This window comes from Aeromonas sp. s2, from assembly GCF_040907935.1.
GTDB lineage: Bacteria > Pseudomonadota > Gammaproteobacteria > Enterobacterales > Aeromonadaceae > Aeromonas > Aeromonas dhakensis.
Genome location: NZ_JBFOCR010000005.1, coordinates 33,241 through 57,934, shown reverse-complemented (window position 1 = coordinate 57,934; position 24,694 = coordinate 33,241). Strand labels below are relative to the sequence as shown.

General features: G+C 61.6%; 19 protein-coding genes. 10 read left to right on the top strand and 9 right to left on the bottom strand.

All coding sequences use genetic code 11. The features are described from left to right. The first annotated feature begins 299 nt into the window (after positions 1 to 299). From nrdA to yfaE, 3 genes are all read left to right on the top strand, one after another. Positions 300 to 2,567 carry a class 1a ribonucleoside-diphosphate reductase subunit alpha gene (nrdA, locus tag AB5Y81_RS01795; RefSeq protein WP_026139081.1) on the top strand — a complete coding sequence of 756 codons (2,268 nt, stop codon included), beginning with the start codon at positions 300 to 302 and terminating at the stop codon, positions 2,565 to 2,567. 65 nt (positions 2,568 to 2,632) lie between these two features. Further along, positions 2,633 to 3,766 (top strand): class Ia ribonucleoside-diphosphate reductase subunit beta, encoded by a 1,134-nt coding sequence (gene nrdB / locus AB5Y81_RS01790; RefSeq protein WP_010634046.1) that lies wholly within the window; start codon positions 2,633 to 2,635, stop codon positions 3,764 to 3,766. Beyond that, entirely contained in the window at positions 3,763 to 4,083 is a 321-nt protein-coding gene (gene yfaE, locus AB5Y81_RS01785; protein ID WP_017764551.1) for a class I ribonucleotide reductase maintenance protein YfaE, read from the top strand. Before nrdB ends, yfaE begins: the two co-directional genes overlap by 4 nt. 133 nt (positions 4,084 to 4,216) lie before the next feature. On the opposite strand, the gene mltA is transcribed toward yfaE, so the two are convergent. Next, positions 4,217 to 5,368: a murein transglycosylase A gene (mltA, locus tag AB5Y81_RS01780; RefSeq protein WP_094698142.1), complete on the bottom strand. Its 1,152-nt coding sequence runs from the start codon at positions 5,366 to 5,368 to the stop codon at positions 4,217 to 4,219. Between the two features lie 150 nt (positions 5,369 to 5,518). Here mltA and AB5Y81_RS01775 point away from each other — a divergent pair, with 150 nt between their 5' ends. Next, a complete protein-coding gene (locus tag AB5Y81_RS01775; protein ID WP_017780135.1) occupies positions 5,519 to 5,770 on the top strand; it encodes a DUF1289 domain-containing protein in 252 nt (83 codons plus the stop codon). A gap of 95 nt (positions 5,771 to 5,865) precedes the next feature. On the opposite strand, the gene fruA is transcribed toward AB5Y81_RS01775, so the two are convergent. The 3 genes from fruA to fruB are packed head-to-tail and all read right to left on the bottom strand — an operon-like array spanning position 5,866 to position 9,676. Then, positions 5,866 to 7,590: a PTS fructose transporter subunit IIBC gene (gene fruA / locus AB5Y81_RS01770; protein ID WP_279484380.1), complete on the bottom strand. Its 1,725-nt coding sequence runs from the start codon at positions 7,588 to 7,590 to the stop codon at positions 5,866 to 5,868. Continuing rightward, the gene (gene pfkB, locus AB5Y81_RS01765) at positions 7,587 to 8,576 is read right to left on the bottom strand and encodes a 1-phosphofructokinase (RefSeq protein ID WP_279484381.1); all 990 of its coding nucleotides are present in this window, start codon (positions 8,574 to 8,576) and stop codon (positions 7,587 to 7,589) included. The genes fruA and pfkB overlap by 4 nt, the downstream gene beginning before the upstream one ends. Next, entirely contained in the window at positions 8,576 to 9,676 is a 1,101-nt protein-coding gene (gene fruB / locus AB5Y81_RS01760) for a fused PTS fructose transporter subunit IIA/HPr protein (protein ID WP_279484382.1), read from the bottom strand. The genes pfkB and fruB overlap by 1 nt, the downstream gene beginning before the upstream one ends. Positions 9,677 to 9,981: 305 nt before the next feature. On the opposite strand from fruB, the gene cra reads away from it, so the two are divergent. Next, on the top strand, positions 9,982 to 10,968 hold the full coding sequence (cra, locus tag AB5Y81_RS01755) for a catabolite repressor/activator (RefSeq protein ID WP_279484383.1): 987 nt from the start codon (positions 9,982 to 9,984) through the stop codon (positions 10,966 to 10,968). Between the two features lie 305 nt (positions 10,969 to 11,273). After that, entirely contained in the window at positions 11,274 to 12,467 is a 1,194-nt protein-coding gene (locus AB5Y81_RS01750; protein ID WP_054544950.1) for an aromatic amino acid transport family protein, read from the top strand. A 240-nt stretch (positions 12,468 to 12,707) separates the two neighbouring features. On the opposite strand, the gene AB5Y81_RS01745 is transcribed toward AB5Y81_RS01750, so the two are convergent. Beyond that, positions 12,708 to 15,809, bottom strand: a complete 3,102-nt coding sequence (locus AB5Y81_RS01745) for a hypothetical protein (protein WP_341536311.1) — start codon at positions 15,807 to 15,809, stop codon at positions 12,708 to 12,710. A gap of 517 nt (positions 15,810 to 16,326) precedes the next feature. Between AB5Y81_RS01745 and AB5Y81_RS01740 the strand changes: the two genes are divergently transcribed. Further along, positions 16,327 to 17,256, top strand: a complete 930-nt coding sequence (locus AB5Y81_RS01740) for a LysR family transcriptional regulator (protein WP_123246099.1) — start codon at positions 16,327 to 16,329, stop codon at positions 17,254 to 17,256. Between the two features lie 106 nt (positions 17,257 to 17,362). Here the strand turns inward: AB5Y81_RS01740 and AB5Y81_RS01735 are convergent, their stop codons facing one another. Next, entirely contained in the window at positions 17,363 to 18,769 is a 1,407-nt protein-coding gene (locus AB5Y81_RS01735) for a DEAD/DEAH box helicase (protein ID WP_005300600.1), read from the bottom strand. Positions 18,770 to 19,093: 324 nt separating this feature from the next. Here AB5Y81_RS01735 and AB5Y81_RS01730 point away from each other — a divergent pair, with 324 nt between their 5' ends. Then, entirely contained in the window at positions 19,094 to 19,915 is an 822-nt protein-coding gene (locus tag AB5Y81_RS01730; protein ID WP_123246098.1) for an ABC transporter substrate-binding protein, read from the top strand. Positions 19,916 to 20,005: 90 nt separating this feature from the next. On the opposite strand, the gene aroC is transcribed toward AB5Y81_RS01730, so the two are convergent. Both aroC and prmB read right to left on the bottom strand, forming a co-directional pair. Beyond that, positions 20,006 to 21,094 (bottom strand): chorismate synthase, encoded by a 1,089-nt coding sequence (gene aroC, locus AB5Y81_RS01725; RefSeq protein ID WP_010634057.1) that lies wholly within the window; start codon positions 21,092 to 21,094, stop codon positions 20,006 to 20,008. Positions 21,095 to 21,106: 12 nt separating this feature from the next. Then, positions 21,107 to 22,042, bottom strand: a complete 936-nt coding sequence (gene prmB / locus AB5Y81_RS01720; RefSeq protein ID WP_005300587.1) for a 50S ribosomal protein L3 N(5)-glutamine methyltransferase — start codon at positions 22,040 to 22,042, stop codon at positions 21,107 to 21,109. A gap of 65 nt (positions 22,043 to 22,107) precedes the next feature. Between prmB and smrB the strand changes: the two genes are divergently transcribed. Beyond that, positions 22,108 to 22,632, top strand: a complete 525-nt coding sequence (gene smrB / locus AB5Y81_RS01715) for an endonuclease SmrB (RefSeq protein ID WP_005300583.1) — start codon at positions 22,108 to 22,110, stop codon at positions 22,630 to 22,632. Between the two features lie 112 nt (positions 22,633 to 22,744). On the opposite strand, the gene AB5Y81_RS01710 is transcribed toward smrB, so the two are convergent. Next, complete coding sequence (locus AB5Y81_RS01710) at positions 22,745 to 23,155, bottom strand: SRPBCC family protein (RefSeq protein ID WP_279484385.1); 411 nt, start codon at positions 23,153 to 23,155, stop codon at positions 22,745 to 22,747. A gap of 211 nt (positions 23,156 to 23,366) precedes the next feature. On the opposite strand from AB5Y81_RS01710, the gene AB5Y81_RS01705 reads away from it, so the two are divergent. Then, positions 23,367 to 24,662, top strand: coding sequence for a diguanylate cyclase (locus AB5Y81_RS01705; RefSeq protein WP_017780146.1), 1,296 nt, complete (start codon positions 23,367 to 23,369; stop codon positions 24,660 to 24,662). Positions 24,663 to 24,694: the final 32 nt, after the last annotated feature.

Genomic DNA, 24,694 nt, shown 5'->3' with positions numbered 1-24,694 from the left:
TTATTTAAATTTTCCATGTTCGATCATCAGACTTGCATTTACCGGATCGGACGGATGAAAACCCGTTCGCTGTGAGCGTCCACTAACTCCATCGACAACACCCACAATTTATCCACAGCAATTGCCTTATCCACAGATTGCAAAGCCGGGCAGACCTCACTATCTTGTAGCTCGAATTCAAAATAACACTATATCTTGTGATTCATCGCACAATAGGTACCCACCTCCATCGCCCTGCCCGGGCCGGAGGCCAACGCCGTGCGATGGTTTTTCGGGAATCAACTAAAGGTCATCAGCCAATGAACTTGTTTGTGACGAAGCGTAACGGCCACAAAGAACCCATCGATCTGGATAAAATTCACCGCGTGCTGGACTGGGCCGCCGAGGGTCTCGACAACGTGTCGGTCTCCCAGGTGGAACTCAAGTCCCACATCCAGTTCTATGACGGCATCCGTACCGCCGATATCCACGAAACCGTCATCAAGGCCGCTGCTGATCTGATCTCCGAGCAAAGCCCGGACTACCAGTACATGGCCGCCCGTCTGGCCATCTTCCACCTGCGCAAGAAGGCCTACGGCCAGTTCGAGCCGCCCCACCTCTACCAGCACGTCGCCAAGCTGGTGGACATGGGCAAGTACGACAAGCACCTGCTGGAAGACTACAGCCAGGCCGAGTTCGAGGAGCTGAACGCCCACCTCGACCACTGGCGCGACATGGACTTCTCCTACGCCGCGGTCAAGCAGCTGGAAGGCAAGTACCTGGTCCAGAACCGCGTCACCGGCGAAATTTACGAGAGCCCGCAGTTCCTCTACATCCTGGTAGCGGCCTGCCTCTTCTCCAAGTATCCGAAAGATACCCGTCTGGACTACATCAAGCGTTTCTATGATGCGGTCTCGACCTTCAAGATCTCGCTGCCGACTCCGATCATGAGCGGCGTGCGTACCCCGACCCGTCAGTTCAGCTCCTGCGTGCTGATCGAGTGCGATGACAGCCTGGATTCCATCAATGCCACCGCCAGCGCCATCGTGCGTTACGTGTCCCAGCGCGCCGGCATCGGCATCAACGCCGGTCGCATTCGTGGTCTTGGCAGCCCCATCCGTGGCGGTGAAGCGTTCCACACCGGTTGCATCCCCTTCTACAAGTACTTCCAGACTGCGGTGAAGTGCTGCTCCCAGGGCGGCGTGCGCGGCGGGGCGGCCACCCTGTTCTACCCGCTGTGGCACACCGAGGTGGAGAGCCTGCTGGTACTGAAGAACAACCGCGGCGTGGAAGAGAACCGGGTCCGCCACATGGACTACGGCGTGCAGATCAACAAGCTGATGTACCAGCGCCTGATCAAGGGTGGCGACATCACCTTGTTCTCCCCGTCCGATGCGCCGGGTCTGTACGATGCCTTCTTCGCAGATCAGGACAAGTTCGAAGAGCTCTACGTCAAGTACGAGCAGGATCCGAGCATTCGCAAGAAGACCCTCAAGGCGGTGGATCTCTTCTCCCTGATGATGCAGGAGCGCGCCGGCACCGGTCGCATCTACATCCAGAACGTGGACCACTGCAACACCCACAGCCCGTTCGATCCGAGCGTGGCGCCGGTGCGTCAGTCCAACCTCTGCCTCGAGATTGCACTGCCTACCAAGCCGCTCAACAACGTGGATGACGAGGATGGCGAGATCGCCCTGTGCACTCTCTCTGCCTTCAACCTGGGCGCCATCGAGAAGCTGGAAGATCTGGAAGAGATGGCCGAGCTGGCCGTGCGCGCCCTGGATGCCCTGCTCGACTATCAGGACTACCCGCTCAAGGCCGCCAAGAAGGGCAGCATGAACCGTCGCACCCTGGGGATCGGCGTCATCAACTACGCCTACTACCTGGCGAAGAACGGTGCCCGCTACTCCGACGGTTCTGGTCTGGCGCTGACTCACCGCACCTTCGAGGCGATCCAGTACTACCTGTTGAAGGCCTCCGTGCAGCTGGCCCGCGAGTTCGGCCCCTGCCCGGCCTTCAACGAAACCACCTATGCCCAGGGGATCCTGCCCATCGATACCTATAAAAAGGATCTGGACAACCTGTGCAACGAGCCGCTGCACCTGGACTGGGAAGCGCTGCGCGAAGAGATCCGCACCGTGGGTCTGCGCAACTCTACCCTGACTGCCCTGATGCCGAGCGAGACCTCCAGCCAGATCTCCAACGCCACCAACGGCATCGAGCCGCCGCGCGGCCTGGTCTCTGTCAAGGCCTCCAAGGACGGCATCCTCAAGCAGGTGGTGCCCGAGTATGACCGTCTGAAGGATCAATACGAACTGCTCTGGAAGCAACCGAGCGTCGATGGTTACCTGCAGCTGGTCGGTATCATGCAGAAGTTCGTGGATCAGGCGATCTCCGCCAACACCAACTATGATCCCGCCCGTTTCGAAGGCAACAAGGTACCGATGAAGCAGCTGCTCAAGGACTTGCTGACCGCCTACAAATACGGCCTCAAGACCCTGTACTATCACAACACCCGTGATGGTGCGGACGATGCCCAGACCGATCTGCAAGATGACGGTTGTGCCGGCGGCGCCTGCAAGATCTGATGAACCGGGCGGGAGCGACAAGCTCCCGCCCTCCTGTTTCCCCTACTTCGCGATATTCGACAACCATGGCCTATTCAACTTTCTGCCAGACCCAAAACGACCAGCTCAAGGAGCCGATGTTCTTCGGCCAGTCGGTCAACGTGGCCCGTTATGACCAGCAAAAACACGAAGTGTTCGAGCGCCTGATCGAGAAGCAGCTCTCCTTCTTCTGGCGCCCGGAAGAGGTGGACGTCTCCCACGACCGCATCGACTTCCAGGCCCTGCCGCCCCACGAGCAGCACATCTTCATCTCCAACCTGAAGTACCAGACCCTGCTGGATTCCATTCAGGGCCGCAGCCCCAACGTGGCGCTGCTGCCGCTGGTCTCCATTCCGGAGCTGGAAACCTGGATCGAGACCTGGGCCTTCTCGGAGACCATCCACTCGCGCTCCTACACCCATATCATCCGCAACATCGTCAACACCCCCGCCCAGGTGTTCGACGACATCGTCACCAACGAGCAGATCCTGAAGCGCGCCGGCTCCATCAGCCACTTCTACGACGATCTGATCGAGGCGACCGCACTCTACCACCTGCACGGTGAAGGTACCCATCAGGTGGCCGGCCGCGAGGTGACCATCACCTTGCGCGAGCTCAAGAAGAAGCTCTATCTGTGCCTGATGAGCGTCAACGCACTGGAAGCGATCCGCTTCTACGTCAGCTTCGCCTGCTCCTTCGCCTTCGCCGAGCGCGAGCTGATGGAGGGCAACGCCAAGATCATCAAGATGATCGCCCGCGACGAAGCACTGCACCTGACCGGCACCCAGCACATGCTGAACCTGATGCGCAGCGGCCAGGACGACCCCGAGATGGCCGAGATCGCCCGCGAGTGCGAGCAGGCCTGCTTCGATCTGTTCAAGGAAGCCGCCATCCAGGAGAAGGAGTGGGCCGAGTACCTGTTCCAGGACGGCTCCATGATCGGCCTTAACAAGGACATCCTCTGCCAGTACGTGGAGTACATCACCAACCTGCGGATGGCCGCCGTTGGCCTGCAGCCGGCCTTTGCCGGCGCCAAGCAGAACCCGATCCCCTGGATCAACACCTGGCTCTCCTCCGACAACGTGCAGGTCGCCCCGCAGGAAGTGGAAGTGAGTTCCTACCTGGTGGGTCAGATCGACAGCGAAGTGAACGCCGAAGACCTGGGTGATTTCGAGCTGTGAGTGACGCCACCGGCACGCTGACCGAGCCCCTGCACGCCGCCCCCGCCAAGAGCGAGACGGGCGCACCGCAGGTACACACCCGGGATGGCGTGCTGCACGCCCACCCCGGCGAGAGCGTGCTGGAGACCCTGGAGCGTCACGGTCATCACGTGGAGTTCCAGTGCCGCAGCGGCTATTGCGGCGCCTGCCGTACGCCGCTGCTGGCAGGCAAGGTGCACTATGCCGCCGTGCCGCTCGCCTTTGTCTCCCAGGGTGAGTGCCTGCCCTGCTGCTGCAAGCCGGTGGGGGCCATCCGGCTCGACATCAAGAAGGGCTAAGACCGCCCTCCCTTGATATGTCCAAGCTCGTCTCGCCAAACAAAAAGCCGCCGGATTGCTCCGGCGGCTTTTTTACATCCATCTTTATGCCTCATGGGCTGCTGGCTGATGCGCCACCCGCTCCCACAAGGCATTACAGCCAGGGCGCGGCGGTCGGCCCATGGTGCAGGCCCAGCTTCCAGACCCGGCCAAAGTGCTTGTAGTGACCGGCCGCGACACCGGCCTTCTCGCCCATGCCGTGGTAGAGGTCGAGGTGGCCCTTCTTCACCGCCCCGCCCACATCCAGCGCAATCAACAGCCGCAGCTGATGCTTGCCGGTCCAGTTGCCCTCTTTGTCCAGCAGCGGTACCTCCGCCAAGATCGGCGTGCCCATCGGCAGCAGGGTCTTGTCGGCGGCCACCGCCGCCATGGGCAGCAGCGGAATACCGGCGGCCCCGATCACATCGTTGGTGGGGCGACGCTCGAAGAAGACATAGGAGGGGTTCTGCTCCACCAGCTCCTTGACGCTCTCCTCCGGCTGACGGTTTGCCCACTCCTTGATGGCCTTCATGGACATCTGCTCCCTGGGCACCTCGCCGCGGTCGATCAGCACCCGGCCTATGCTCACATAGCCGTGACCGTTCTTGCCGCTGTAACCCAGATACTGCAGCCTGTCGTCATCACCATAGTGAACAAAGCCCGAGCCCTGCACGTCCATCAGGAAGTTGTCGATAAGAGACTTGCTGTAGCCAAGCTCCAGCCCGCGGTTGGCCAGCGCCCCCTGATGGATCTGGGCCCGGGTCGGACAACGGCTGCCGCAGTTGGGCATGGCGTAGATGGGGTACTTGTATTTCGCATCCGGGCGGTGGCGCACCTCCAGCACCGGCGAGTAGTAACCGGTGAAGAGTACGTTCCCCATCCGATCCGAGCCCCCCAGCTGGGCCAGACTGATGCCATAACGGGTGATCTGAGCGGGATCGCCGCCATTGGCCACCCAGCGGGAGAGCTGGTGATAGAGTTCGCCATAGCGGCGGGTCATCTTGCCGGAGCGCTCCAGCACCAGCCGGCTCTGGGGGCCGAACTTGCTGTAGTCGGCGCGGGCGCGACTGTTGACGCGCTCAACCCGCACCAGATCGTCGGGCAGCATGCCGTCCAGATACTGCTTGCCCAGATTTTCCGGCACCTCGCAGTTGAGAAAACATCTGGCATCGGGTTTGTTTTTGGGCACCTGGGCTTGCTCAGAGTTGCCCGCACAACCGGCCAACCCCAGCACAGCGGCGGTCAGCCAGTACGCGTGTTTATTCATATGTCCTCATATAACACCAAGCGTCATGTTCGGCGGGGAAGATGCCAAATTTGCAGGGGGAAAGCAAACGCCTTCAAGCCTGCGACGACGGATTTCTCCAAAGGGGATCTTCTGGGTTATAACAAGGTAACAAGGTGTGAGGGGCCATGGATGGAACAGCTCGAGATCTTCCCGCTGCAGAGCCCCTGCATCGGGGTCTGTGAAGTGAACAACAAGGGCTACTGCAAGGGGTGCCTGCGCAGCCGCGAAGAGCGCTTCAACTGGCTTACCATGACCCCGGCTCAGCAGCAGGAGGTGATGCGCCTGTGCCGGGGCCGCAAGGCGCGGGTGGAGGCGGCCCGCCGCAAAGCGCTGGAGGCAGCCCAGAACGAACCGCAAGAGCAACCGGGTTGGGATTTCTAGTTTCTCCCCCTCCTTCTTTCACGACAAACATAAAAAAGCGGCCCGCAGGCCGCTTTTCTTTTATGACACTATGAGATGTTGCCGGATGGCAAGGCTTATGCCGTGGCCAGCTTGGCCTGCTCTTCACCGCGTTTGAGCATGGCGTAAGCCACCCCGGTCAGCAGCGATCCTGCCGCAATGGCCACGATATACATCATGACGTTGCTGATGGCGTTCGGGATAAACAGCACGAACAGACCGCCGTGGGGTGCCATCAGCTCGCAGCCGAACAACATGGAGAGCGCACCGGTCAGGGCGCCGCCCGCCATGCAGGCCGGGATGACGCGCATCGGATCCTTGGCGGCAAACGGGATGGCCCCCTCGGAGATGAAGCACAGACCCAGCACAAAGGAGGCCTTGCCCGCTTCCTGCTCCGCCTTGATGAACTTGGTGCGGGCCAGGAAGGTGGCAATCCCCATCCCCAGTGCCGGCACCATGCCGGCGGCCATCACGGCTGCCATGGGGGCGTAGGTCTTGGAGGCCAGCAAGCCGACCCCGAAGGCGTAGGCCGCCTTGTTGACCGGGCCACCCATGTCAAAGCACATCATGGCGCCGATGATGACACCCAGCAGCACGGCGTTGGCAGAACCCATGTTGTTGAGGAACTCGGTCATGGCATTCATGATGCCGGCCACCGGGCCGCCCACCACGTAGATCATCACCAAGCCGGTAAACAGGCTGGCAAACAGCGGAATGATCAGGATGGGCTTGAGTGCTTCCAGGGTCACCGGCAGACGCACCTTGTCGCTCAGGTACTTGGCGCTGTAACCGGCCAGGAAACCGGCCACGATGCCGCCAAGGAAACCGGCACCCAGCGAGCTTGCCAGCATGCCGCCGATCATGCCGGGGGCGAGACCCGGACGGTCAGCGATGGAGTAGGCAATGTAGCCGGCCAGCACCGGGATCATCAGGGCGAAGGCGGAGCCGCCACCGATCTTCATCAGGGCGGCGGCCAGGGTGCCTTCCACCTTGAACGCCTCGATCCCGAACACGAACGAGAGCGCGATGATGAGGCCGCCCGCCACCACCATGGGCAGCATGAAGGAGACCCCGGTCAGCAGATGCTTGTAGGGGCCCGCTTTCTCCTCTTTCTTGGGTTGGCTGGCGCCGCTGTGGCGATAGGTTTTCGCCTCGTTCCACGCCTTGTCGAGCTCGGCACGGGTTTTCTTGAGCGCCGCCCCCGTGCTGGTGCGATAGACCGGCTTGCCGTCGAAACGGGCCATATCCACCTCGATGTCAGTGGCGAGGAACACCAGATCGGCGGCGGCAATCTCCTCGGCAGTCAGGGCGTTCTGGGCACCGACCGAGCCTTGAGTCTCGACGCGGATCTGATGACCCAGCTGTTTGGCCATGGTCTCCAGCGCTTCTGCCGACATAAAGGTGTGAGCCACCCCGGTCGGGCAGGCGGTCACCGCCACGATACGCTTGCCAGCGGCGGCCGGTTTGGTAGCTGCGGGCGCAGCTTGATGGCGATAGAGGCTGGCGCCGCTGGCGGCGGCTTCCAGCAAGGCTGCCGGATCCTGCAGGGCAAGATCCATGCTGCCCTGATAGACACGCTTGCCATCATAGGCGGCGAGATCTACCGGGGCGCTGGCGACAACCAGCACCAGCTCGGCGGCGGCAATCTGCTCCTTGCTTGGTACCTGGCGGGGCTGCACGCTGGAGCCGACGTCGAGAGTGAGCTCCCAGCCTGCCAGTTTGGCCTGCTGTTCTATCCGTTTTGCAGCGAGAAAGCTGGTGGCAATGCCCGCCGGGCAAGCCGTAACCAAGATTGCTTTCATTGGGCATCTCCTGAGTTTTCCATTGAGGGGGTATGGCATTGAACCGGTGCCAGCGCATCCAGACGCTGTACGCGCACCTGCTCGAGCAAGGGGTCGAGGACCTTGATATCGTTAAAGCCGACCGCCACCTGGCTGACCGCCAGCGCCGAGACGGCGGTGGCGAGGCGCAGGGTCTGCTCCGGCGTCCAGCCGAGGCTGAGGCCATGGGCGAGACCTGCCACCAGGGAGTCGCCGGCACCGACCGTGCTGACCACCTGCATGCGCGGCGGAATGGCCTGCCAGACGGCATCGGGTGCAAACCAGATGAGGCCGTCGGCGCCATTGGAGATCACCACGTTGGGGATCCCGCTGGCCTGCAGCGCGCGGGCACACTCAGCCTGCTCGCTCAGGGTCTTGATGGGGCGGCCGGCCCACTGGCCGAGCTCCTCCAGATTGGGTTTGACCAGGGTCGGCGCCGCCTTGATCCCTTCGCTTAAGGCCGCGCCGCTGCAATCGAAGATCACCTGCTTGCCTTTGGCCTTGAGCAGGCGGATCAGATGGGCGCAGTAATCGGGGGCCACCCCTTTGGGCAGGCTGCCCGCCAGCACAAACCAGTCGGCGTGCGCTGCCAGTTCGTCGATGGCCTGCTCCAGCGCGCTCACTTCTCCTTGGTGGATGGTGAGCCCCGGCAGATTGAGATCGGTGACCCGGCCGGATTGCTCGGAGATCTTGACGTTGATGCGGGTGCTGCCCGCCACGCGCACGAAGTGATCGGCCAGAGCACGCTCCGTAAACAGGGAGACGAAGCTCTGCTGGTTATCGGCGCCAAGCCAGCCGGTGACGCCTACGTCGCGGCCCAAGTCCTTGAGCACCATGGCCACGTTGATGCCCTTGCCCGCCGCACGCAGGTTGGCCTCGTTCACCAGGTTCACCTCGCCCAGGCTCATCGCCTCCAGACGGGCGGTGAGATCGAGCGCCGGGTTGAGGGTGATGGTCACTATGTCCATCAGTGTGCCCCCTCGCCCAGCCCGGCCGCAATGGCGGCGCCTATGCCCTTGAGGGCCGCTTCGGCGTCAGCCCCTTCGGCGCGAAACGCCAGACGATGGCCACACTTGACGCCAAGGCCGATCACCTTCATCAGGCTCTTGGCGGAGACCGCCTCGCCGCTGCCATCCAGGTTCGCCACCCGAATGTCGGATTCATACTCCTTGGCCACCTTGACCAGCATGGCGCCCGGACGGGCGTGCAACCCGTGGGGGTTGATGATGGTGAAGGTTTCACTAAGACCGCTCGCCGGGCCCGCTTGGAGCATGGCCAGCCCCTCGCTACCAGCCAAGGTGGCGATCTGACCGGCAGCAGCCAGCTTGGCCAGGTTGTCGAGTTGCGCCAGATGGCCGCTATCTGCGGCGCACAGCAGCAGCAGGGCGCTGACCGGCAGATCACCAACGCGCAGTTCGCTGCTCGGGGTGGCCAGCACCCAGCCAGTCTGGGCCGCTTGCGCGCGGGCCAGCCAGATCCCCTCGCCCAGGTAGGCGGGTTCACTTGCCAGCAGGTCGCTCACCATGGCGGCATCGCCCCAGCCGGCGGATTTGGCGCGGGCGGCGGCGCCCAGCAGCAGCTGATCGCGATCGTCTGCCGGGAAGTCGGCCAGGGCCAGGAACTGCACCTCTTTGGGCGCCGTGGCACCGGTCAGGATATTGATGATGGTGTCGGCATCGGTGGCCTCTTTGAGCTGGGCTGCCGCCTGCTCGTCACCCAGCACGTGGGTGAGCTGGCGCAAAATGCCCAGATGTTCGTCAGATTTGGCGGCGATGCCGATGGCGACGTAGGCGATCTGCCCCTCATCCCATTCGATGCCATTGGGGAACTGGGCCACCATGACGCCGGTGCTCTTCACCAGATGCCGGGTGTCAGTGGTGCCGTGGGGAATGGCGATACCGCTGCCAAGGTAGGTGGCGTGCTGCGCTTCGCGGGCCAGCATGCCCTCCACGTACCCCGCCTCCACCAGACCGGCTTCGGTCAGTTTGCCTGCCAACAGAGCAATGGCTTCGGCCTTGGTCGCCACCGACTGCCCCAGCAGGATCTGCTGTCGCGCCAACTTCAACATAGAGATTCTCCATCAGGTGCCGGGCGGCCTGACCGTACCGGCGCATCAAACATAACCATTCGTGCCACTCGCCTGCTGACAATAGACCGGATTGCATCCCTTCGGGAGCCATGCCGGGTTTTTATGCCCGGCCATCGATTGTCTGCTGACAAGCTGAATCGTTTCACTTAGACTCAGACTGAATCGTTTCAGCGAATTGATCAAGTACCCACAAAGAGTGCTTTTCAATGATATGATCCCGCGCACACTTTTCGGTGCCCTCACCAGGTAGTGCCCGTGGGCCTTGCAACTCAAACAGAGCCAATATGATGAAACTGGATGAAATCGCCGCCCTCGCCGGTGTCTCGCGCACCACGGCCAGCTATGTGATCAATGGCAAGGCCGACCAATACCGCATCAGCCAGGCCACCCGCGACAAGGTGATGGCGGTGGTCACCGCCCACAACTACCAGCCGGACAGCCGCGCCGCCTCTCTGCGTGGTGGCCAGACCAGAACCCTGGGCTTTATCCTGCCCGACCTCGAGAACGCCAGTTACGCCAAGCTCGCCAAACGGCTGGAGCAAGGGGCGCGGGTACAGGGTTATCAGCTGCTGATCGTCTGCTCGGAAGATGACCCCGCCACCGAGAAGGAACTGGCCGAGATGCTGGCCAGCCGCCACGTGGATGCGCTGCTGGTGGCCAGTTGCCTGCCGCCGGAAGATCCCTTCTACCTCGGCCTGCAGACGCGCGGCATCCAGGTGCTCGCCATCGACCGGGCCATGGCGACCGACAAGTTCGTCACCGTCGCCAGCGAAAACCAGAAGGCGAGCTTTGATCTCACCGCCTCCCTGCTCTCGCCAGCAATCACGCACATCGCCTTGATCACCGCACTGCCGGCGCTCACGATCAGCCGTGAACGCAAAGCCGGCTTCGAGCAGGCTGTTGCCAGCCACAGCACTGCTTGCCATCTGTGTGAAGGGGCCCATTTCTCCCGCGCCGAAGGCTATCGCCTGATCAAGGCGCTGCATCAGCAGCTCGGCCAGCTGCCCCAGGCACTGGTCGCCACCTCCTACATCCTGATGGAGGGGGTGCTCGACTATCTGCTTGAGCAGGAGACCGACATGAGCCGGCTCGCCATGGCCACCTTCGGCGATGATCGCCTGCTCGATTTCCTCCCCTTCGGCATCAACTCCCTGCCCCAGCAGCACGATGCCCTCGCCAGCCAGGCGCTGGAGCTGGCCCTCAAGGCGATTGGCGGCGAATACCAGTGCGGCCTCCACTATGTGAGCCGCACCCTCAAACGCCGCCGCTGATCCCCTCTCCATGGCGCGCCGCTGCGGCCTCCCTCGCAGCGGCGCGTTTTTTCACCACCCCAAAACCATATCTGTCATCATTTATTTCCACATATTCTGCCAACCCAGTACAAAATCCGCTTTTTCAGGCTTGTTTCCACCATTTTGATCCGTTAACTTGGCAACCAACTTTTACAACCACAGGTTTTTCGTAACGATGGGTTCACTCCGATATTGCTAGCCTCCGGTCTCGACCCCGGAGGCGCCTTGCCAACACCTCATATGCCTGCTGTGCACCGCGCAGTTTCTCGATTCAGATGGACACCATGAACACCAAAACCCTGGGATGTACCCTGTTGATTGCCGGCACCACCATAGGCGCCGGCATGCTGGCCCTGCCGCTGGCCTCTTCGTCGCTCGGCGGCCCCGCCACCCTGCTGCTGATGATCGGCCTCTGGGCCCTGATGGCCTTTACCGCCATGCTGCAGGTGGAAGCCAGCCTCAGCACCGGCAAGTGGTACCTGCACCAGCTGGCGGATCACCTGCTCGGCCCCTGGGGCAAGCGCATCGCCTCCTTCTGCATTCTGATGCTGTTCTACTCGCTGGCCTCCGCCTACATCAGCGGTGGCAGCAGCCTGCTGGCCCAGGCGCTGGCCGATGCCGGCCTGCCCCTCAGTCAGGAGCAGGCGGCCTGGGCCTTTACCCTGCTGTTTGGCGGCATGGTCTGTGTCGGCACCAAGCAGGTGGATTACCTCAACCGGCTGATGTTCACCGTCAAGCTGGTGATCATGGTGGCGGTGCTGGCGCTGCTGTTGCCGCGCACCGAAGGGCAGCACCTGCTCTCCCTGCCGCTGGGTCAGGGGCTGTTGCTGGCGGGTCTGCCGGTCATCTTCACCTCGTTCGGTTTTCACGGCTCCATCCCGAGCGTAATGCTCTACCTGGGGGACTGCCCCAAGCAGCTGCGCCGGGTCTTCGTGTGGGGATCCGCCCTGCCGCTCATTCTCTACGTGCTGTGGCAGGTCGCCATCCTGGGTCTGCTGGGTCAACAGGCCCTGCTCCAGAGCGGTGGCGCGCTGGACACCCTGCTGGCTAACGTCGGCAAGCTGGTGAGCTGGCCCGCCTTCAACCAGGCCATGCACCTGTTTGCCGATCTGGCGCTGGCCACCTCCTTCCTCGGGGTGACCCTGGGTCTGTTTGACTTCATGGCCAAGGTGACCCGTCGCAAGGACAACTGGCAGGGTCGCACCCAGACCGGCCTCATCACCTTCGTGCCGCCCCTGCTGTTTGCCCTCTACTTCCCGCAGGGCTTCATCATGGCGCTCGGCTACGCCGCCATTGCGCTGGCGATACTGGCGGTACTGCTGCCGGTGGCCCTGGTGTGGCAGAGCCGCAAGCAGGCCGAGACGCACCACTACCGCGCCCCGGGTGGCGTGCTGGCCCTGGGCCTGGCCGGCGCCATGGGCGTGCTGATCGTCGGGGTGCAGGTGAGCGTCAGCATGGGGCTGCTGCCGGCGCTCTAAGCCAGAGCCGGTATTGAATCCCCCAATGACCAGGCCCCGCCAACGGATGTTGACGGGGCCTTGTCATTTCCGCTGCGGCCGCAGCAGTGGCACCTTCTCCTCGCAACAGTCAGGGCACTTTCCAGGCTTGGGCTGAGCCACCGCCAATACAGCAAAGCCCTGCCTGAGTGGCAGGGCTTGCAAGCGCTCATCAGCGGGACAAGTTGCGGGCCACAAGCCCGACTTGTCCGCTGAGTTGGTTTAACGAGCCGAGACAGTGATGCTGGCCAGATCGATCAGGTTGACCGGCCCGCCCCGCCCGCCGGCATCATTGTAGGTATCGTTCGCCTTCAGATAGCTCATGTTATAGAAGTCGCTCACCAGGATGTCGTACTGCCCTGCCGGCACGTTCACGATGACAGAGGTCGAGTCTCGCAGCGGTTTGATCTCCCCCTCCTTCATCACATGGGGCATCTGCACAGTGCCGCCTGCGACCACCTGGCCCTTGCTGAGCACGGATATCCGCTTCACCCCGTTGGTCACCCCCAGATTGATGGCGTGCTGGGCATTGCTGTACTGCAGGCGAATGGCGCGCTGACCATCCAGTGTGACATTGCGCACCAGGACGGTATCCTCCGGGCGGCCCCAATCTTTCAGATAAGGCATGGAGATGGCCGCATCGGCCGCCGTGAGGGTGCCGGTATGCGACACCGCGACGGCATCGACCGCGATGCGCCGGGTCTCTGGCTGGTAGCACACCGGCTTGGCATGATGGGAGCGGTTACCGGACTCGGGATAGATGGCCTCCGCGCTGTAGCAATAGGCCATGCCAGGTTGCAACAGCAGGTCGTCGACCCACTCCCCCGCCGTCTCGAGTCCCTTGGCGACCAGCTTGCCATCGCGATACAGGTTGTAGCTGAGCGCCCCTTTATTGACGCTGTCCTGCCATGTGACGACCAGCTTGCCAGCTTGCTCGGTCACTCCCAGCAGGGTGGGCTCGGTCGGTGCGAATACCTTGCGGTTTTCCACGTCCAGCGGTGCCACGTCCTCGATCAGGCGGATCCCCTGTTCATCGGCAATGCCGGCCCCCAACTGGACCTCGATCTGGTTGCTGGCAGCCAGCATATCCTCGCTGATCAACTCCCCCACGGGGGCACCGTTGAGCATGATGCCGCGCACCGGGTAGTAACTGCCCTCCTCCCCGACATCCGGGAGCAGCAGCTTGATCTCGATCTGCTTGCCACGGTAATTCAGCCCCTTGAGCACGGCTTCGGGCCTGGCGCCCATCAGCCTGTGCAGGTGACTGGTGACAAAGGGCGAGACACGGATCCCCTGCTCTTCCACGTTGTAGCCAAACAGGGTGTTGGTCACCATGCCGAGATAGCCGCCAACGGACCAGAGCTGACGCTGGGAGTTGATGACAGGCCCCGTCAAGTCGGGTTGAGCCAGATCCATCAGAGAGGGTTGGCCCGAGAGCCACTCCAGATTCTCCATGTTGGAGAGGTTGAGCGCGGCCCCGCGCATCATGGAGTCGACATGGCGATCGGCCACGGCCACGTTCTGCACCCTGGCCGCCGCCTTCAGCCCGTATGCGGAGACAAAGGGCCAGATGGCACGGTTATGGTAGACCGGCATATCGGGCTGCTGCGGGAAATAGACAGGGGCACCATAAGGCCCAATGGGATAGCGGCTGACGATCTCCCTGGCCTGCGCCTCATCGGCAATGCCCGCCAGAATGGCAAGGGACTCCCCCAGCAGATCGAACTTGTAGGCCGGGCTCGGATCCGTAGCAGTATTGATCATGCTGGCATACATCTTCTCATCCGCCAGCCAGAAGGCCCGATTGATGGCCTGCTTGAGCGCGGCGGCCCATTGGCTGTAGCGAGTCACCAGTTCATCCTGGCCCAGCTCGGCGGCCAGGTGCGCTGCCAGCATCAGACCCTGGTAGTGGAGGACATTGGTGGAGAGGGACTTGCTCATGCCGATGTGGGCGATATCGGTCTTGATCCACTTGGCATAGGTCTGGTCACGCCAGTCGAGGAAGGATTGCTCCCCGCCATAGAGGCCATCGCCATTATCGAAGGCCGCCAGGCGATCGCTCTCAATGGTATTGCGCAGCCCCTCAAACGCCTCGGGCAGGAAGGCGCTGCGCTCCTCGGTGGGCAATGCCGCCAACACCTGCTCGGCCGCCAGAGCCCACCCCATGCGATCGGTGCTGATGGGCCAGCTGCCCCCCGTGCCCGTATCCTGAATGATCTGGCGCCCCTGCGAGATCAGGCCGTCGAGGCCCTGCTTCAGCTCGGTTCTGAAATCGGAGAGCTTGAACTGCAGGGAGTTACGTGCCCGCTGCGGATCCAGCACCCCCAGCCCCAGATCGGTGGCGTAAGAGAGATCCCGCGTCCAGACATAATGCCACTTGGCTCCCGTTTCGAAGCAGTCGCAGGGGATCGCCTGACCGCCGCCGTAACTGCCATCCTTGACCTGGGACACGCTGTTTTGCCGCATCTCGTGTGTCGCCAGCGTAAACAAGGCGTCAAACACCATGTTGCCCGAGCGTAGCCGGGGCAGATCGGCCTGCTCCTGATAGGTGGTGAAGCTATCCCCCGGATCCCGCAGCTCCTGGGTCGTCGACTGGGCATAGCTGCGATAGTCGGCCCCGGCCTGCTTGACCGAGAAGGTGGCAACCTCCTTGACCCCGGGTATATGGGTCTGGTATTCCCGCTTCTCGATAAGCTCATGCCCCTCATGAGGATTGATCAAGCGCAGATCCTCGTCCGTCGCGGCATTGATCAGCAACACAGGGGCCTTTTCATCCTCACTGGCATCGAGGACAAACTTGTAATATCCCGCCTGTGACACTGACAGGGATGCCAGCTGGCAACTGCTGTCACAGCGCTGCATCCTGGCGGGATCATTCAATGACAGGGTGCCGCTGGTACCAAAGCCGATCCCGTCCTGGGCAGAGGCCATCTTAATCTTGTGCTCCCCGGGAGCCAGCCTGGCCACCACCACATAGCGTTTGTCGCCCTGGTAGATCATCTGCAAGAGCGGTTCGAGATTGCCGTCTATGCCCTTCAGATAGAGGTTTTCAGCATAATTGGGGTCATCACGCACCATGGTAAATTCGACGACGGGGGCAGCCAGATCGGCATTGGTCACCTTGACCTGAATATCGAGTAGCCCTTTTTCGGTCACCACCAGGCGATTGTTCTGTCCGTTATTCTGGTAGTACATGGGATAGCGCTGTTCGGGGAAGATACTGGTCTCGTTGCGGCTATCGGCAGAAAAGTCAGGATATTTCGTCCATTCGGGGCCCGCGACCTTGAACGGTGACATGCCTGAATTCATCTTCAGGTTGTCCAATCGATATATTCCATCTTTGAAGACCAGTTTGAACTTCTCTTCACGATCCCAACCGCTGAACTCCCCGACCAGATAGAGATCAAAATCCCAGGGGGCTTTCGCCTCAATAGTATTATCACTTGCAGATGAACTATTATCGTTGCAACCGGACAAGAGCATTCCGCCGCACAACAATGACACGGATAAAGCCAATGGATGGATTTTCATATATTCCCTTCGTTACTTTATTTATTATTTCGTTATTCTAATGACAGCCATAAGCTGTATTTTCTAGCCTACACCAGCAGGCCTTGAAAAACACATAGACGACCATAATGGCGGGATAGCCATCATCTATAACCAGGCTGTATTGCGTGATCCCATTCACAAAATAAACTCGGTTACCGGTCAACTCGAATAGAAAACAACGTGAGGAGACACACACAAAAACTGTTGCGGCGACACGGAGGCGATTGACAGTCACCCATGCTTGCACTAGCGTGGCGCTCCGCCTGATCCTGAACGTACGTTATTTCCCGTGGACAAACACCTCAGACAATTCATTGAAGTCGCGACCCACAAAAGCGTGAGTCTCGCCGCCAGGCACATGGGGCTGAGCCAGCCAACGCTGACCCACAACATGAAGAAACTGGAAGAGAGTCTGGGTACGCCCCTGCTCATCAGACAGGCTGGCGGTGTGGCGCTGACGGCAGCCGGCGAGTTGTTGCTGACCCAGGCCCGCATGATGCAACGGATCTACGATGACACCCTCAGACGACTCGCCATCCTGCGCGAGCGAGCAGCCCAGCCCCTGAGAGTGGGAACCGGCCACGCCTGGTGGCAGCATGTGCTGCAACCTGTCACCCTGCATTACCGCGCAGCCAACCCGTCTTGCGCCATCAATATCGAAGTCGGTAATCATCTGCGACTGCTGGACTTGCTTCTGGGCAATCATATCGACCTGTTCTTGGGGCATGAAATCCATGGTCTGGATAAACATTACAGTCTGATATTCATCCCGCTCTTTACCGCTAGCGATGCCGTATTTGTCAGAGCTGGACATCCCCTCTCAGGGAAAATTTGCAGCAAGCAGGATCTGGTTTATTACCCCAGCCTGTTGATTACCACGGATGAACCTAAATATCTTCATCTGGTCGAGGATATGGCAATCAAAAAGCAAGAGCATGAAGAGATGCAGCTCAATGATAAAATCATTTACAGCTCCAATTCGTTGATGGCCGCCATCGATCTGGTGAATAATAGCAATGCGGTCATGCCGTATCCCGGCAGCATGGGAGAATACTTCTCAAAATTCGATATCGTCCCACTCGAGATGGCGGAGGAATATAACAGAGGCACGGTTGGCATCTATATTTCCCGTGAGAAAATGGATGAGCCCAATATTCAAACGCTATGTCAACAGATCCAGACGCAGGTCGGCAAGCATCGCCATTTGCTTGCAGCCTGAGCCACCTCTTTTCATCCTTCTGCAAACCGCAGGCACAAAAAAACCCGCCAACTTGGCGGGGTTTTCTATTCAACCGTTGAGCGTGGGAGAGAAGCTCCCGAATCGCTTACTGGTTATGGGTAGAACGGCGCGGACGACGGGCCTGGGCCGGTTTGCCAGCACCATCGGCCGGACGTTGACCACCCTGGGGCTTGGGCTTGCCGCCGTTGCCAGTGCGATTGCCACCACCGTTACCACCGGCGCCATTGCCGGAGCGACCGGCACCTTGACGCTGGCCTTGACCTTGCGGACGCGGCGCACGGCGCTGCTCGCTCGGATCGCGCGGCTCTTTGCGCAGCGGCGCACCGATGCCACGGGCGATGTTGTCCAGCGTCTCGCGGGAGGCTTCGAAGCCGGCCACCTGCTCGCAGGGGATGCTCTGCTTGGTCAGGCGCTCGATGGCCTTGATGAGCTTGCCCTCGTCCGCCGCCACCAGGGAGATGGCGTGACCGGCGGCGCCGGCACGGCCGGTACGGCCGATACGGTGCACGTAATCTTCCGCCACGTTCGGAAGCTCGAAGTTCACTACCTGGGGCAGCTTGTCGATGTCGAGGCCGCGGGCGGCGATGTCGGTCGCCACCATGACGCGCACACTGCCGTCCTTGAAGCCGGACAGGGCGCGGGTACGAGCCCCCTGGCTCTTGTTGCCGTGGATGGCGGCGGCGCTGATGCCGTCTTTCTCAAGCTTCTCGGCAACCCGGTTGGCGATGTGCTTGGTGCGGGTAAACACCAGCACCTGCTGCCAGTTGTTGCTGGAGATGAGGTGGCTCAGCAGGGCAATCTTGTTGGCCTTGTCGCACGGGTGCACCAGCTGCTCGATGCGCTCGGCGGTGCTGTTGCGCGGGGTCACTTCGATCACCGCCGGGTTGTCCAGCAGACCCGTTGCCAGCTCGCGAATTTCATCGGCGAAGGTGGCGGAGAAGAGCAGGTTCTGACGTTTCTTCGGCAACAGAGCCAGGATGCGGCGGATGTCGCGGATAAAGCCCATGTCGAGCATGCGATCCGCTTCGTCCAGCACCAGGATCTCGACTTCGTCAAACTTGACGGCGTTCTGGTTGTAAAGGTCCATCAGACGGCCCGGGCAGGCCACCAGCACGTCCAGACCACGGCGAGTCGCCATCATCTGCGGGTTTATGCTCACGCCGCCAAATACCACGTGGCTGCGGATCGGCAGGTGCTTGCCGTAGTTGCGCACGCTCTCGCCCACCTGGGCGGCCAGCTCGCGGGTCGGGGTCAGCACCAGGGCACGGATGCGGTTCGGGGAGACCTTGCGCTTGCTCTCGGTCAAGCGTTGCAGCATCGGCAGGGTAAAACCTGCGGTCTTGCCGGTCCCGGTCTGGGCGGCGGCCATCAGATCACGGCCAGCCAGTACCGCCGGGATCGCTTGTTGCTGAATGGGAGACGGGGTGTCGTAGCCTTGCTCGGCAACGGCACGCAACAAGGGTTCGGCCAGACCGAGGGAAGTAAAACTCATAGTTACCTGCTAGGGATAGGGGCGCCGACAATCCGGGATGGGGCTCCTCTGCTGAGCCGATGCCATCTCGCCAGATCCGGGCCTGTTGAGAACACAACGATTTCCCCGGGGAGCAGAGCAAAGGGGAAAGAATAGGGGCGCAGTCTAACGGAGTTATTGAGGAGAAACGAGAAAAATGTGATGTTCCTCCCAGCATGTTTGCCAAAAGCCGGTCACCGTCCCGCCGAGAAAAGCCGTTCAAGAACTCATTCGAATCAGGCTATGCTTGATGCCAGACCATGGCGACGCCGCCGCGGCGATCCTGCAACAAGGAGGTTCAGGTTCATGCGTGTTCATTTTCTGCCTGCCGGCCGCTACTGGCTGCTTCTGCTGATGCTTGCCCTCACTCTGCCGCTGCAGGCCAACACCAGGTTGTCCGTCGCCTGGGGCCACTGGCCACCGTTCAGCTACATCAATGCCCAGGGGACGCTGGATGGACTGGACGTGAGCCTGACCCGCCAGATCCTGGCCCAGGCGGGGCTCACGCCCCGCTTTCGCAACCTGCCCTGGGCACGGGCCCTTCATCTTATAGAGCAGCAGCAACTCGATCTCGCCATGGGGGCGCTCGATACGCCGGAGCGGCGCGCCTTTGCCCGTTTCTCGGCCCCCTATCGGCGCAGCACCTTCGTGCTGCTGAGCAGCGATCCCATCCCCGGCCAGCGTGAACCCTGGCAGGATGTGCAGAGCCTGCAGGGGCTTTGCCAGCAAAGCCAGCTGCGCCTTGGCAAGCTGCGCGGCACCCGGCCGACCCAGCTGATGGCATCCTGCCCGGCCCTGAAACAGGCGAGTGAATACAACAGCGACGATCGGCTGATCGATCTGCTGCTGGCCCGCCGCCTCGACGGCATCATCGTCGAGTGGCAATACGCTCGTTACCGGCTGCAACAGCTGGGGGCCGACGGTTTTATCCACTGCCAGCTGCTGCTCCACCACCAGCCGGTCAGCCTGATGTTTGCCAACAGCGCCATCGATGACGACACCCTGGCCCGGGTCGATGCGGCGATCGCCAACCTGCCGCCGGCAAGCGGCAACCCCACCCCGCCCACCTGCCGGCTCGACAACCCGGCGGCCGACACGCCCCCCGGCCCACTCGCCAAGAGGGGGTGAATGGCCATCAAAAAGGCGACCCTGAGGTCGCCTTTTCATTGTGCCTGTGTGTGACTGCGCCACCCGATCAGCCGAGTGGTGAACAGCCGATCAGCGCAGCTGCGGAGTGTGCGTCAGCACGCCCTGGTTCTGGGCACGGTGGCGCAGCAGGTGATCCATCAACACCAGGGCCAGCATCGCCTCGGCGATGGGCACGGCGCGAATGCCGACGCAAGGATCGTGGCGACCCTTGGTGATCATCTCGATGGCCTCGCCTTCGGTATTGATCGTTTTGCCCGGCACCGTGATGCTGGAGGTCGGCTTGAGCGCCATGCTCACCACGATATCCTGACCCGACGAGATGCCGCCCAGAATGCCGCCCGCATGGTTGCTGGCAAAGCCGGCCGGGGTCATCTCGTCGCGATGCTCGGAGCCCTTTTGCTCCACCACCGCAAACCCGTCACCGATCTCCACCCCTTTCACCGCATTGATGCCCATCATGGCGTGGGCAATATCGGCGTCGAGGCGGTCAAACACCGGCTCACCCAGACCCACCGGCACATTGCTGGCGATGACCTGCACCTTGGCACCGATACTGTTGCCCTCTTTCTTCAAGTCGCGCATGTATTGATCGAGCGCTTCCAGCTTGCCCGCATCGGGGAAGAAGAAGGGATTCTGCTCGATCTGCGCGGCATCGAAGGCTTCGGCCTTGATGGGGCCTAGCTGGGAGAGAAAGCCGGTGATCTCGATGCCGTGCACCTGTTTCAGGTACTTCTTGGCAATGGCCCCCGCCGCCACCCGCATGGCGGTTTCACGGGCGGAGGAGCGACCGCCGCCACGATAGTCGCGCTGGCCGTACTTCTGGTGATAGGTGTAATCGGCGTGGCCCGGACGGAACAAGTCCTTGATGTCGGAGTAGTCCTTGGAGCGCTGATCGGTGTTCTCGATGAGCAGCCCGATGGAAGTGCCTGTGGTCTTGCCCTCGAACACCCCGGAGAGGATCTTCACCTCGTCCGGCTCGCGGCGCGGCGTGGTGTAGCGGGAGGTGCCGGGCTTGCGCCGGTCCAGATCCCCCTGCAGATCCGCCTCGCTTATCTCAAGCCCCGGCGGGCAGCCGTCGACCACGGCGCCCAGCGCCAGGCCGTGGCTCTCGCCGAAGGTGGTAACCCGAAAGAGTTGGCCGAAACTGTTCCCTGCCATGCTTGCTCCTGCTTAGCTCTTGTAAATCGCGAAATGGTCCTGGTACTGCACCAGCTCGGCACGGGTCATCACGAACACGCCGTGACCTCCGTTCTCGAACTCCACCCAGGTGAAGGGCACGTCAGGGAACTGGGCTTCCAGATGGATCATGCTGTTGCCCACCTCGACCACCAGCACGCCATCGTCTTTCAGGAAATCGGCGGCATTGGCCAGCAGGCGCTTGGTAAGCTTGAGGCCGTCGGAGCCGGAGGCCAGCGCCAGCTCGGGTTCGTGGCGAAACTCGTCCGGCAGATCCGACATGTCTTCGGAGTCCACGTAGGGCGGGTTGGAGACGATGAGATCGTACTTGTCGCCGACCGGCAGATCGCGGAACAGATCGGAGCGGATCGGAATGACCTGCTGTTCCAGCCCGTGATCGTTGATGTTGCGCTCGGCCACGTTGAGGGCGTCGACACTGATGTCGATGGCATCCACTTCCGCTTCCGGGAACTCGTGGGCCATGATGATGGCGATGCAGCCGGAGCCGGTACACAAGTCCATGATCCGGGTCGGTTCGTCTTTCAGGAAGGGGGCGAAGCGGTTGGCCACCATCTCGGCGATGGGGGAGCGGGGAATGAGCACCCGCTCGTCCACGTAGAACTCCCAACCGGCATACCAGGCCTTGTTGGTCAGGTAGGGGGCGGGAATGCGCTCCTGCACACGGCGGATGATGAGCTCGGCGATGCGGTGCCGTTCGCTGGTGGTCAGGCGGGAGTGGCGCATGGCCGGATCCACGTCCGGCGGCAGATGTAGCGCGGGCAGTACCAGCTGCACGGCCTCATCCCAGGCGTTGTCGGTACCATGTCCGTAGAAGATCCCGGCGTCGTTGAAACGACTCATGGCCCAGCGCAACATGTCCTGGATGGTGTGCATCTCGGCAACCACCTCATCGATAAATATCTTGTCCAAATCCACCTCCAAGTCGAGTAATATCCGGCCCGAGAATTCTATACAGCGAGCAAGACGAGTACCTGATGAAAAAAACGCCCTCACCGACAGACGAGGAAACCCTGCTGTTCCGCGATGCGATAAAAGGTACCCGGAAAATCAAGCAAGATACCATAAGGGCCGAGTTACGCCCGGTCAAGCAGAAACGCGAAATGCGTGAGAGCCGCGAATCCCTTGGGGTTGACCACTATTTCAGCGATGAGTACCAACCCCATCTGGAAGAGGATGGACCGACCCGTTACGTGCGCGACGACGTGTCAAAATTCGAGCTCAAAAAGCTCAAACGCGGCAGCTATCCGCCGGAGATCTATCTGGACTTGCACGGCATGAACCAGCAGCAGGCCAAACAGGAGCTGGCGGCCCTGCTCACCCTCTGCCGACGCGAGAACATTCACGTCGCCTCCGTGATGCACGGCATCGGCAAACACATCCTCAAGCAGCGCATCCCGAGCTGGCTGGCCCAGCATCCCAATGTGCAGGCGTTCCATCAGGCCCCCCGCGAGTGGGGCGGTGACAGCGCCATCCTGGTGCTGCTGGATATCGAAGAGTAACGCCTTCGCGCCACCCGCCGGCAACGCCAGCGGTATGAGCCCCGTAATCAAGGCGCAATAAAAAACCACCGACGTCTGGCGGTGGTTTTTTATTGGTACTGGCACCTCTCCCCTAGCCTGCCGCCTCCACGTAGCGCTTGAAGTTGTCGAGGATCCCCTGCCAGCCCGTCTGCTGCTGGGCCGGGGTGTGGCTCGACTCGGCATCGAAGGTCTCCTGCACCCGTGTGCCGCCCGCCTCGCTCGCAAACTGCACATCCACCTCGCGCCCGTCATCCATCAAGAACGAGAGCCGGGTCGGCGCCTCCACCCGGGTAAAGGTGCCGGTGAAATCAAACCCGGCGCTGCCGTCTTTGGCGGCCATGTGATGGCAAAAACGCCCACCCACCACCAGATCGACCCGGCTGCTGGTAGTGTGCCAGTCGCTGGAGGCCGCGTTCCACCTGGCGATGCAGTCCGGATCGTTCCAGGCCCACCAGACCGCCTCTATCTCCTGCTCGATATGTGCCTCGATGCTGATCTTCATCTCCCCCTCCCTGCTTCGTTGCGCTGACCAGACCGCTGCGCCGGATCCGGTGCCGTTTGTAGATGCCCGCAAGTAAAGCCCAATCCGGGCCGACCGGCCAGTTTGCCAGAGCGGGCGCTCTGTGGCCGGCCCCTGCCCGGCTCCCGCCAACCGGGTATCAAAGCGGCCGCACTATACTGAATATCAATATGTTATTCGCCATGGAGGTTGCATGTTCACACAGGGTTCCCACGCCGATATCAAGTCCTCTCTCGATGCCATCGGTGCCGCCGTCGCGGTGTTTTCCCTAGACAAGGACGATCGCTTTACCCTCATCTCCGCCAACGACACCTTTGCCCAGGCCTTCGAGCTGGATGTGCTGGGTTGCATCGGCAAACGCCTGGGCGAGATGTTCCCCCGCTACATCACCGGCAGCATAGAGCAGCCGATGCACGAGTGTGTGAGCCAGCAGACCGGGCTCGAGAGCGAGCTGCCCATCGACACCCTGTCGCGCACCAGCTGGTGGCGCTTTGTCATCTCCCCCATCATTCCCGAGCAGTCCCGCATCACCCGCATCATGGTCACCGCCATCGACATCACCGCCAAAAAGCAGCTGGAAGAGGCGCTCAAGATGAGCCGCAAGCGCTTCGAGGCGGTGGTCAACTCCGCCTATGACGGCATCATCAGCGTCAGCAGCGAGTCGCGTATCGAGCTTATCAACACCGCCGCCTGCGAGATGTTCGGGGTGGACGAAAGCTACCTTGGCAAACGGCTGGAGACCCTGCTGCCCCAGCGCTTTCGGGCCAACCACGACGGCTATTTCAAGGCGTTCAGCAACTCCCCCATCAACTCGCGCCCCATGCACGCCCGCGCCTCCGTAATGGGGCTGCGCCGCGACGGCAGCGAATTTCCGCTGGAGGTGACCATCGCCAAGATCAACCTGGGCCAGACCACCGAGATGACCGCCATCCTGCGGGACATCTCGGAGCGGGCCAAGCTGGTGGAGGAGCTCAAGGTGGCGGCCACCACGGATCCCCTCACCGGGATCGCCAACCGGCGCCGCTTCGATGAACTGGTCAAGCTGGAGATGCAGCGCTGCCAGCGCTTCAGTCACACCATGAGCCTGCTGCTGATCGACATCGATCACTTCAAGCAGATCAACGACACCTATGGCCATCAACAGGGCGATCAGGCCATCCTCAGCCTGGTCAAGCGGGTTGCCAAACAGCTGCGGGAGGTAGACATGCTGGGCCGCTGGGGCGGCGAGGAGTTCATCGTGCTACTGCCGGAAACCTCGCTGGAGCTGGCCTGGGCCAGTGCGGAGCGGATCCGCCTCGCCGTCGAGTCGCAGCTGCATCAGCTGGGCGCAGGCACCGAGGTGCCGCTCACCATCAGCGTCGGCATCAGTGCCAGTCTGGGCCCGCAGGATACGGTGGAGCGCATGGTGCGCAGGGCCGATACCGCCCTCTATCTGGCCAAGAAACAGGGGCGCAACTGCTCAAGGAAGGCGCTGCCAGATTCCCCCTGACAGGCAACAGACTCCAAGCCTGATAGACAATC

Bases quoted from the DNA above. Each gene is read 5' to 3' on its own strand.
- AB5Y81_RS01775 (WP_017780135.1), top strand. From the start codon at position 5,519: ATGGAACAGCTCGAGATCTTCCCGCTGCAGAGCCCCTGCATCGGGGTC.
- smrB (WP_005300583.1), top strand. From the start codon at position 22,108: ATGAAAAAAACGCCCTCACCGACAGACGAGGAAACCCTGCTGTTCCGC.
- AB5Y81_RS01750 (WP_054544950.1), top strand. From the start codon at position 11,274: ATGAACACCAAAACCCTGGGATGTACCCTGTTGATTGCCGGCACCACC.
- AB5Y81_RS01735 (WP_005300600.1), bottom strand. From the start codon at position 18,769: ATGAGTTTTACTTCCCTCGGTCTGGCCGAACCCTTGTTGCGTGCCGTT.
- AB5Y81_RS01705 (WP_017780146.1), top strand. From the start codon at position 23,367: ATGTTCACACAGGGTTCCCACGCCGATATCAAGTCCTCTCTCGATGCC.
- mltA (WP_094698142.1), bottom strand. From the start codon at position 5,368: ATGAATAAACACGCGTACTGGCTGACCGCCGCTGTGCTGGGGTTGGCC.
- fruB (WP_279484382.1), bottom strand. From the start codon at position 9,676: ATGTTGAAGTTGGCGCGACAGCAGATCCTGCTGGGGCAGTCGGTGGCG.
- aroC (WP_010634057.1), bottom strand. From the start codon at position 21,094: ATGGCAGGGAACAGTTTCGGCCAACTCTTTCGGGTTACCACCTTCGGC.
- AB5Y81_RS01730 (WP_123246098.1), top strand. From the start codon at position 19,094: ATGCGTGTTCATTTTCTGCCTGCCGGCCGCTACTGGCTGCTTCTGCTG.
- nrdB (WP_010634046.1), top strand. From the start codon at position 2,633: ATGGCCTATTCAACTTTCTGCCAGACCCAAAACGACCAGCTCAAGGAG.
- AB5Y81_RS01710 (WP_279484385.1), bottom strand. From the start codon at position 23,155: ATGAAGATCAGCATCGAGGCACATATCGAGCAGGAGATAGAGGCGGTC.
- pfkB (WP_279484381.1), bottom strand. From the start codon at position 8,576: ATGGACATAGTGACCATCACCCTCAACCCGGCGCTCGATCTCACCGCC.
- nrdA (WP_026139081.1), top strand. From the start codon at position 300: ATGAACTTGTTTGTGACGAAGCGTAACGGCCACAAAGAACCCATCGAT.
- fruA (WP_279484380.1), bottom strand. From the start codon at position 7,590: ATGAAAGCAATCTTGGTTACGGCTTGCCCGGCGGGCATTGCCACCAGC.
- cra (WP_279484383.1), top strand. From the start codon at position 9,982: ATGATGAAACTGGATGAAATCGCCGCCCTCGCCGGTGTCTCGCGCACC.